The following is an 8,502-nucleotide window of genomic DNA, read 5'->3' on the forward strand; positions in this document are numbered from 1 at the left end:
CGTCAGGCGCCCGGCGCGCTCGGGCGCGGCATTTTCCTGAATAGCCGGAAGAAATTATCCGTGGTGATACCAGCGATCTCGGCCTCGCGGACGCCGATCGTCTCGGCCAGTATCTTGGCTGTATGCGCGACGTAGGCAGGCTCATTGCGCTTGCCGCGAAACGGTATCGGCGCAAGGTATGGCGCGTCGGTTTCGACCAGCAGACGGTCGCGCGGCACATCGGCGGCGACGGCGCGCAACTCGGCGGAGTTCTTGAAGGTCAGGATGCCGGAAAAGGAAACGTAGCCGCCGAGCGCCACACCGATCTCGGCCAGCCTGCGTCCGGACGAAAAACAGTGCAGGATGAAGGGGAAGGCGCCCTTCCCTGTTTCTTCTTCGAGGATATCAGCCATGTCATCGTCGGCGTCGCGCGAATGGATGACCAGCGGCAGACCGGTCACGCGCGCCGCGGCGATGTGTGTGCGAAATCCCTGTGCCTGTGCATCGCGCGGCGCATGATCGTAGAAATAATCGAGCCCGGCCTCGCCGATCGCCACCACTTTTCGATGAGCGGACAGCCGCACCAGGTCATCGACAGTCACATCAAGCTCTTCAGCCGCATTGTGCGGATGGGTGCCCACCGAGCAATAGACCTCATCGAAAGTCTCGGCAATCTCAAGCACTTGGCTAAATCGCTTCACTCTCGTCGAGATCGTCACCATTCGGCCGATGCCGGCCGTAAGGGCGCGGGCGACGATGGCCGCCCGCTCTTCGGCGAAATCCGGAAAGTCGAGATGGCAGTGACTGTCGACCAGCATCAGGCGCTTGTATCCGTTTGCTCGACATAACGTGGAAATACCGGTTCCGGCGCCGGCAGCGCCGTGCCGGATACCAGCGCATGGCCTTCCGCGACATGCTCGAAATTACGGCTGCTGGCCGGCACCGCCAAAAGGTCTAGCAGCTTTGCCGCCGACTGCGGAATGAAGGGCTGGCACAGCAACCCGACACGCCGGATCACCTCAGCGGTCGTCCACAGCACCGTTTCCATGCGCGCCGGATCGGTCTTCTTCAGCGCCCATGGCTCCTGCCCAGCGAAATAGCGGTTGGCTTCGGCCACCACGCCAAAGATCGCCGCCAGAGCAAGGTGGATGCCCTGGTCGGCCATCGTCCTGCGCGCCGTGACAAGGGCGGTATCTGCCTGATCGAGGATCGCTTTGTCGGCATTACTCAATTCGCCGCGCTTAGGCACCGCGCCGCCGCAGTTCTTGGCGATCATCGACAGCGAGCGCTGCGCCAGATTGCCGAGATCGTTGGCGAGGTCGGCATTGGTGCGGTTGACGATTGCCTCATGGCTGTAGCTGCCGTCCTGGCCGAACGGCACTTCGCGCATGAAGAAATAGCGCACCTGGTCGAGGCCGTAGTGCTCGATCATCGCGAACGGGTCGACGACATTGCCGACCGACTTCGACATTTTCTCGCCACGGTTGAACAGAAAACCATGCGCGAACACGCGCTTCGGCAATTCGATGCCGGCCGACATCAGGAATGCCGGCCAGTAGACCGCGTGGAAGCGGATGATGTCCTTGCCGATGACGTGGACGTTCGCCGGCCAGAAAGACCATCTCTCATTGGCCGGATCCGGATAACCGGCCGCGGTGATGTAGTTGGTTAGGGCATCGACCCAGACATACATCACATGCTTCTCATCGCCGGGCACCGGCACGCCCCATTTGAATGTGGTGCGCGAGATCGACAGATCCTTCAGGCCGGATTTGACAAAGCTGATGATTTCATTGCGCCGCTCCGCCGGTCCGACGAATTCGGGGCTGTTCTCGTAGAGCGCGAGCAGTCTGTCCTGATAGGCGGAAAGGCGGAAGAAATAGCTCTCTTCCTCGGTCCATTCGACAGGCGAGCCGAGCGGTTCGCGGCGCACGCCGTCGTCACCGACCTTGGTTTCGGCCTCGTCGAAATAGGCTTCCTGCCGCACCGAATACCAGCCGCTGTAGCGGTCGAGGTAGATGTCGCCATTCTCAGCCATGCGCGTCCAGATCGCCTGGCAGGCCTTGTAATGACGCTCTTCGGTGGTGCGGATGAAAACGTCGTTCGAGCAACCAGTCGCTTCGAGCATCGAGCGGAAGATCGCCGAGTTGCGATCGGCAAGCGCTTTCGGCGTTAGGCCTTCGGCGTCCGCCGTCTGCTGCATCTTCAAACCGTGCTCGTCGGTTCCCGAGACGAAGAAGACGTCCTTGCCATCGAGCCGCTGAAAGCGGGCCAGTGTGTCGCTGGCGATGACATTGTAGGCATGGCCGATATGCGGCTTGCCGTTCGGATAGAAAATCGGCGTCGTGACGTAGTATTTTTCGCGTGCCATGGATGAGCCGTCATGAATGTCTGAATGAAAGATGTCGCGGTGAGATATCGCATCGAAACGGCAATTGCCATCCGACGCCAATGTGGTGGCTTTCGAAGTTCCTGCGATTGATTGGGAATCAATACTCAGGGGCTTCAAAGCCACGCCAGCGGCCGTCACATTCGCATTGCAGAATTCAGGCGGTCGATCATGGTCAGGGCGTGCTGCTTTTTGTCGAGATTGTAGGTCTCGGTTTCAGATATAGCGTTCAAAGCCTCGTGCCAAGTATCCGATAGCGTTTTGGCCCGCGCGAGATCGCCGGCGAGCGCGGCCTGGCTGGCGCCGGCCGACAGCAGATCAAGCGCGCGGCGATTGAATATCTCGAACGGGATCGCCTGGTCGCGGCCGGCGACCGCCTCGGCAAGACGGTAGGCGCCTGCGACATCTATCTTCTTGGACATCACCAGAGCGTCGAGGGTGGCGGCGATTTCAAGCCCGCCATACTGCGTCAACAGGATCGCATTGCGCGCGCTGCCCCCTGCCCGCTGCGCCAGCGCCGCGCGCGCCGCAGGATCCTCCGGTGGCGGCGGCTCGATGCCCTCCAGAACCGTCATCAAGCTCTCGGCATCGAGCGGCGCCAACCGCACCATCTGGCAGCGCGACCGGATCGTCGGCAGCAGACTGCCCGGCGCATGGACGATGAGGATGAACAAGGTGCGCGCGGGTGGCTCTTCAAGATTCTTCAGCAAGGCATTGGCAGCATTGGTGTTCATGTCGTCGGCGGGATCGACGATAACCACCCGGTAGCTGCCGTCGTGCGAGGTCAGCGACAGAAAACGGCTGACCTTGCGGATTTCGTCGACCGTGACCACCGTCTTGAAGCTCTTGGTCTTGTCGTTCGCGGGGCGTGTAAGATGCAGCACCGAAGGATGTGCCCCGGTGGCGATCTGGCGAAACAGCGACGAAGCCGGATCTGGAACGGCAAGGCTTTCCGGCGCCTGCTCGAAGGCCGGGTGCTTCAACAGATGATGCGCCAGGTGAAAGGCCAGCGTCGCCTTGCCGATGCCAACCGGTCCGGCAAAGATCAGTGCGTGCGGTAGCTTTCCCGAGCGATAAGCAGTGGCGAGCATGTTGGCCGCCTGCAGGTGACCGACAAGACGCGGCGTCTCGGATGGCTCGGGCACCCCGTCCAGCGTGTCGTGCTGTTCGGGCGCGATGCGTTCGAAAATCATGCCGGCGCCGCCTGCCTTCTTTGCGCCGGCATCATCCTCTCGAGAGCCGTGAAGACCGTGGCGGTAACGACATGCTCCACCGCATCTAGGTCGGCTGACGCATCGACGACGACGCAGCGTTCGGGTTCAGCTGCGGCGATCGCGAGAAACGCCTCGCGCCGACGTTGGTGGATGGCCAATGTTTCCTTCTCGAAGCGGTCCGGTCCGTCAGTGCTGCCCCGCCGGGCGGTAGCGCGCCTCAGGCCCTCGGCGGGGTCGATGTCGAAGATCAGTGTCATGTCCGGCACCATGCCATTGATGGCGACCTTCTCCAATGCGTCCATGAATGCCGGGTCGAGGCCGCCGGTGACGCCCTGGTAGACGCGCGAAGAATCGATGAAGCGGTCGCAAAGCACGACCGAGCCGCGCTCGACTGCCGGCCGGATGACCTGTTCGACATGGTCGGAACGCGCGGCGGCGAAAAGCAGCGCTTCCATCTTGGGGCCGAACGGCTCGGCTGCGCCTGAAAGCAGGACATGTCTGACCGCCTCCGCGCCCGGCGAGCCACCCGGCTCACGCGTCACCAGCACATCGTATTTCTTGGCGCGCATCTTCCTTGCCAGCCGCTCGATCTGCGTCGACTTGCCTGCTCCTTCGCCGCCTTCAAAAGTGATGAAAAATCCGCGCGCCAAAGCCTTTGTCCATACTTCGGGGACCGTATAGTCCCCGCGGGAAAAAAGGTCCACCGCGACGGTGCTAACGCAGCCAGCCGACGGCCAGTTCCTTGGCGGCGTCGAGCGCGCGCTGCGGCAGCGAGCCGACACCGATCGACTCGGCGGCAAACAGCGGCGTTTCCTGGCTCAGCGTATCGCCGATCCAGACGCGCAGCGCACCCACCGGCTGCCCCTCCTCCACCGGCGCGGCAACCGGTCCGTCATAGACGATCCTGGCGGTGAGCTTGTCGCGGTTGGTGATCGGCAGGAAGATCTGCACCGGTCCTTTTGCCTTTAGCGCGACACCGGACTTGGCGCCGCCAAAGACCTGGGCTTCGCCAACCACTTCGTCCTTGGCGAATATTTCAGTCTTCTCGAAGGAGCGAACGCCCCAGTCGAGCAGCTTTCGCGCTTCCTCAGCACGCTCGCGGTCGTTTGCCAGGCCGCTCATCGCCGCGATCACCCTTGTGCCATTGTGGCTGACCGAGCCGACGATGCCGAAGCCGGATTGCTCGCTGGCGCCGACCGCGAGCCCGTCGGCGCCTATGTCCATGGCCAGCAGCGGATTGCGGTTCCTCTGGGAAATCTTGTTCCAGGCAAAATCCTTCTGGCCGTAATAGCGGTAGAAATCCGGGTAGTTGCGCCAGATATGCAGGGCCAGAAGCGCGAGTTCGCGAACGCTCGTTTGCTGCCCATCGGCCGGCAGACCGGTGGCATTGACGAAAGTCGATTTTTGCAAGCCGATCTGGCGGGCACGCTCGGTCATCTGCGCCGCGAAGTTTGCCTCGGACCCGGCCATTCCTTCAGCGATGACAATGCAGCCGTCATTGGCCGCCTGCACGGTCACGCCCTTGATCAGGTCTTCCAGCCGGATCGTCGACTTGAGTTTCGCGAACATCGTCGATGTCCCCGAAGGAGCGCCGCCTTTGCGCCAGGCGTTCTCGCTGACCACGAAGGTGTCGTCGAGCGTCATGCGCCCCGATTTGATGGCGTCGAAGACCACCTCCATCGTCATCAGTTTGGCCAGCGAGGCCGGCGGGATCAACCTGTCCGCGTCCTTGGAAATCAGCACCGTGCCGGTTTCGGCATCGATCATGAAGGCCTGCGCGGCCTTGGTCTCGAAAAGCTGTGCCGAGGCCGGCACAAGCGAGAGCAGCAGCAGGCCGAGCGTCATAAGCCCGGTGAAAGGGTGGAAAAATTTCATCAGGTTCGACCAGTGAGCCGGCGCTTTTGCAAGTTGGCAGAAGCTATCAGGCTTTTGCCTGGCGGATCAATCGCGCACGAAAAAACCAGGCAGCCCGAGGTCAGTTGCGTACAGCAAGCGCGTCCGGCGCACCATGCGACCACGCTGCCTGCAGCATCTCGTCCAGGCTGCCGCGGCCGTCGGCATAGAGGTTAACCGAGTACCAGCCCTTGCCGTCGAGTTCGGAGCGCTGGATCTCGATCTTGCCGAAGCTGGAAAGCTGCGCCGCCACCCGCTCGGCTTCGGCGGCATTCTCGAACGAACCCGCCGCGACATAGGCTGTGGGCGACCCAGCTGGAGGAGCTTGCCGCTTCCACGATTGAAGAAGCTCGGCGGGCGACATGCCTGTGCCATCCAGCCCGGCAAACGCGTTGGAGGCGCGCTGCCCGCGCTCGTCGGCGTAAGACAGCGACGCCACGGTGAATGGCGATTGCGCCGGCAAGTTGATCTCCGGACGCTCCGGCACGATCGGGCCGAAGTCGGGCAGTACGATGTCTCCCGACGCTGATGCTTGCACCGCCATGGCAGGCCCTGCATCGGATCCCTGCCCGGAATTCGTCAGCTGACCGGGGAATGGCACGGCAGCAGCGCTCACCGGCAGGCTTGGCGACGGCCCATTCATGGCGACCATGACACCGCTGGGCAGGCCGTCCGACGGATCCGGCGCCCTGTTGCCTGGACGATACGAAGCCATAAGATACTGCCCGTCATTGCCTTCGAGCGGCGCACGGCCGACATATTCGACCTTCACCTCGGCCGTACCGATATTGGCGTAATCGAGCATTTCAGCAGCGCGCTTCGACACATCGATGATGCGTCCATCATGGTAGGGTCCGCGATCGTTGACGCGCACGATCACCGAGCTGCCGGTCTTCACGTTGGTGACACGCGCATAACTCGGCAGCGGCATGGTCGGATGCGCCGCCGTCAGATCTGCCATGTCGTAGACTTCGCCGTTGGCGGTCAACCGGCCGTGGAACGCCTCACCGTACCAGGACGCGAGACCAACCTTGGCGTAACGTTTGTCTTCCTTCGGATAATACCACTTGCCGCGCACCTGATAGGGCTTGCCGAGCTGGTCGCGTCCCCGAGACGTCTTGAACATCACGCGCGGGCTGGCTTTCACGCCATACTCGGCTTCGGAAAAATATTCCTTGGAGCGAGGTTTCTTGTTGACCATCGCCTTTTGCTGCGGCCCGGCACATGCCGCAAGAAAGGCTGCCGACAAGGCAAACAGCGCGAAAGCGGAAGCGCGACGAAGACGCGGGCGCGCCGTGGTCTGCATATTTTGATTGTCCCCTATAGCATCGACGAAGGCACCGCAGCATAAACATCAGCGATGCCAAAGCACCCACTCCAGAAACGCCGGCGACGCCCTACCCCAATCCTTTTTGTGCGCAGGAATTGTTTATCACCGTATTAACCGATTGTGGTCGGAACCGGGCGAGATTGTGGCACGGACCGTCTCGCCGATCGGCATCAAAATCATCGCTTGTCGATCAGCAGCGCCATTCATTGCTGCGCTTTGCCCTTGCCTTGGCCTGGCTGCCAGCGCAGATTCAGGGACCGAAGATCACAAGCTCGGTGAACGTCAGATCTCCAGGTGCGGGTGGTCTGGGACCCTTGAAGTATTTCAGCCCCTTGTTGGGCCGGTACCATCCCACCAAACCTGGAATCGGCTCCTTGGCGTCGACAAAGCAAACCAGGATTCCGCTTCGCAAGAGAAAGCGCCCCATCGCACCGGCGCAACGGCTCAAATCTGCGAGCGAGCGGCAATAGATGACCTGATGGCACCGGACAACACCGTGCAACATTCGGCGCGGCATCAACACCAGGGGGAACGCTGCTCCGTCGCAAATGCAGATCAACGACAGGCAGCCCAGCGCGACGTGTTCCGAGAGTATGTATCTCTCACTCTCGGGCAGCATCGCCAATTCCGGAAGACCGGGACGCACTTCGAGCACGCGACTTGACCGCTGCGCCGAACTTAAAGCCGGCAAGAAGGTAAATTGTCCACTGGAGAAGAGCCGAAAGCCAAGCGCCCGGTTGGCTTTCAACGTCGCTTGTGCCGGCGAAATGTTCGTGTAGGTCACGTCCTTCCGCTTGAGAACCGCCGCAACCAACATGGCACCATAGGGACGGAATTCTGCATCGACTGACCAGCTTGAAAGATTGCAGCGGATTTCCTCGCTCTCCGACCCTTGGTAGCGAGCATAAAGGGTGAGCACAACGCCGACGATCCGACCGGCATGCTCCAAAGCAAAGCCATATTGTGGGAACTCGGCAATCGCAGGCCGCTGCGACAAACGGGTCAAAGCCTGGATCCAGTAACTCCGGTTACGCGCCGGAAAGCCTCTGCACAGGCAATCGACCACCCCCTCCCAGTCGGTTTCGCGGATTGGTCTACAGCGGAGACCGGGCGGGAGAGCGCCAAGTACGGCCAAAATCAACTCCAGAATACGATTTTACTTACATGTGCCTAATGCGCCCAACATATCAGCGCGCAACGATTAATAGTCCGTGCGGGTTTTAAAAACGATTTTCCACACCCAGCACAAACACAGCTCGCCATGACGCTGCTCACCGTCCTGGATCGCGCCGAAAGCTGCGGCCGCCACGGTTGACTTGGTGTTGAATGCGGCTTTAGAGGAATGAAGCGCGAACCGGTCGGGGAACGTCCTGGTGCCAATCCGGTACCGATTGCTCGAACCCGCTCCTCTCGCGATATCCTAAGTGATTGAAAAATCACCTTGGAGGGATGGCCGAGCGGTTTAAGGCACCGGTCTTGAAAACCGGCGTGGGTGCAAGCCCACCGTGGGTTCGAATCCCACTCCCTCCGCCAATCGCGCCGCGCAACTATTCTCCGACCCAGCCGCAGCTGCTTAAAATGCCCATGTTCCGCGGGATTCCTGCGGGAAGCTGGTAAGCGCTATTTTCGCTGCACGTTGACGCGGGCGCTTTCGACGGATGGCCTTCGAATCGGGAACGGTATCTGGTCTGATCAGG

The 8,502-nt window shown here is 61.3% G+C and carries 7 protein-coding genes and 1 tRNA gene; 1 reads left to right on the forward strand and 7 read right to left on the reverse strand.

The window, feature by feature from the left end:
* Window positions 1-2 precede the first annotated feature (2 nt).
* The 7 genes from NKH70_RS29875 to NKH70_RS29905 all read right to left on the reverse strand — a co-directional run bounded on the left by NKH70_RS29875 (window position 3) and on the right by NKH70_RS29905 (window position 7,811).
* Window positions 3-797, reverse strand: a complete 795-nt coding sequence (locus NKH70_RS29875) for a TatD family hydrolase (protein ID WP_352719487.1) — start codon at window positions 795-797, stop codon at window positions 3-5.
* On the reverse strand, window positions 797-2,383 hold the full coding sequence (metG, locus tag NKH70_RS29880; RefSeq protein ID WP_352977250.1) for a methionine--tRNA ligase: 1,587 nt from the start codon (window positions 2,381-2,383) through the stop codon (window positions 797-799). The genes NKH70_RS29875 and metG overlap by 1 nt, the downstream gene beginning before the upstream one ends.
* A 122-nt stretch (window positions 2,384-2,505) precedes the next feature.
* Window positions 2,506-3,561, reverse strand: coding sequence for a DNA polymerase III subunit delta' (locus NKH70_RS29885; protein ID WP_353026864.1), 1,056 nt, complete (start codon window positions 3,559-3,561; stop codon window positions 2,506-2,508).
* A complete protein-coding gene (gene tmk / locus NKH70_RS29890; protein ID WP_352977231.1) occupies window positions 3,558-4,232 on the reverse strand; it encodes a dTMP kinase in 675 nt (224 codons plus the stop codon). Before tmk ends, NKH70_RS29885 begins: the two co-directional genes overlap by 4 nt.
* Window positions 4,233-4,296: 64 nt before the next feature.
* The gene (locus tag NKH70_RS29895; RefSeq protein WP_352977249.1) at window positions 4,297-5,427 is read right to left on the reverse strand and encodes a D-alanyl-D-alanine carboxypeptidase family protein; all 1,131 of its coding nucleotides are present in this window, start codon (window positions 5,425-5,427) and stop codon (window positions 4,297-4,299) included.
* 130 nt (window positions 5,428-5,557) lie between these two features.
* Window positions 5,558-6,781, reverse strand: coding sequence for a septal ring lytic transglycosylase RlpA family protein (locus NKH70_RS29900; RefSeq protein WP_352977230.1), 1,224 nt, complete (start codon window positions 6,779-6,781; stop codon window positions 5,558-5,560).
* A gap of 274 nt (window positions 6,782-7,055) precedes the next feature.
* Window positions 7,056-7,811 carry a hypothetical protein gene (locus NKH70_RS29905; protein ID WP_352977229.1) on the reverse strand — a complete coding sequence of 252 codons (756 nt, stop codon included), beginning with the start codon at window positions 7,809-7,811 and terminating at the stop codon, window positions 7,056-7,058.
* A 437-nt stretch (window positions 7,812-8,248) separates the two neighbouring features.
* Between NKH70_RS29905 and NKH70_RS29910 the strand changes: the two genes are divergently transcribed.
* Window positions 8,249-8,338: transfer RNA gene (locus NKH70_RS29910), tRNA-Ser, on the forward strand.
* Window positions 8,339-8,502: the final 164 nt, after the last annotated feature.

Origin of the sequence: Mesorhizobium sp. M0991 (assembly GCF_040318915.1) — a bacterium.
In the GTDB taxonomy this organism is placed as follows: Bacteria; Pseudomonadota; Alphaproteobacteria; order Rhizobiales; family Rhizobiaceae; genus Mesorhizobium.

Bases quoted from the DNA above. Each gene is read 5' to 3' on its own strand.
- NKH70_RS29875 (WP_352719487.1), bottom strand. From the start codon at position 797: ATGCTGGTCGACAGTCACTGCCATCTCGACTTTCCGGATTTCGCCGAA.
- NKH70_RS29885 (WP_353026864.1), bottom strand. From the start codon at position 3,561: ATGATTTTCGAACGCATCGCGCCCGAACAGCACGACACGCTGGACGGG.
- NKH70_RS29895 (WP_352977249.1), bottom strand. From the start codon at position 5,427: ATGACGCTCGGCCTGCTGCTGCTCTCGCTTGTGCCGGCCTCGGCACAG.
- NKH70_RS29900 (WP_352977230.1), bottom strand. From the start codon at position 6,781: ATGCAGACCACGGCGCGCCCGCGTCTTCGTCGCGCTTCCGCTTTCGCG.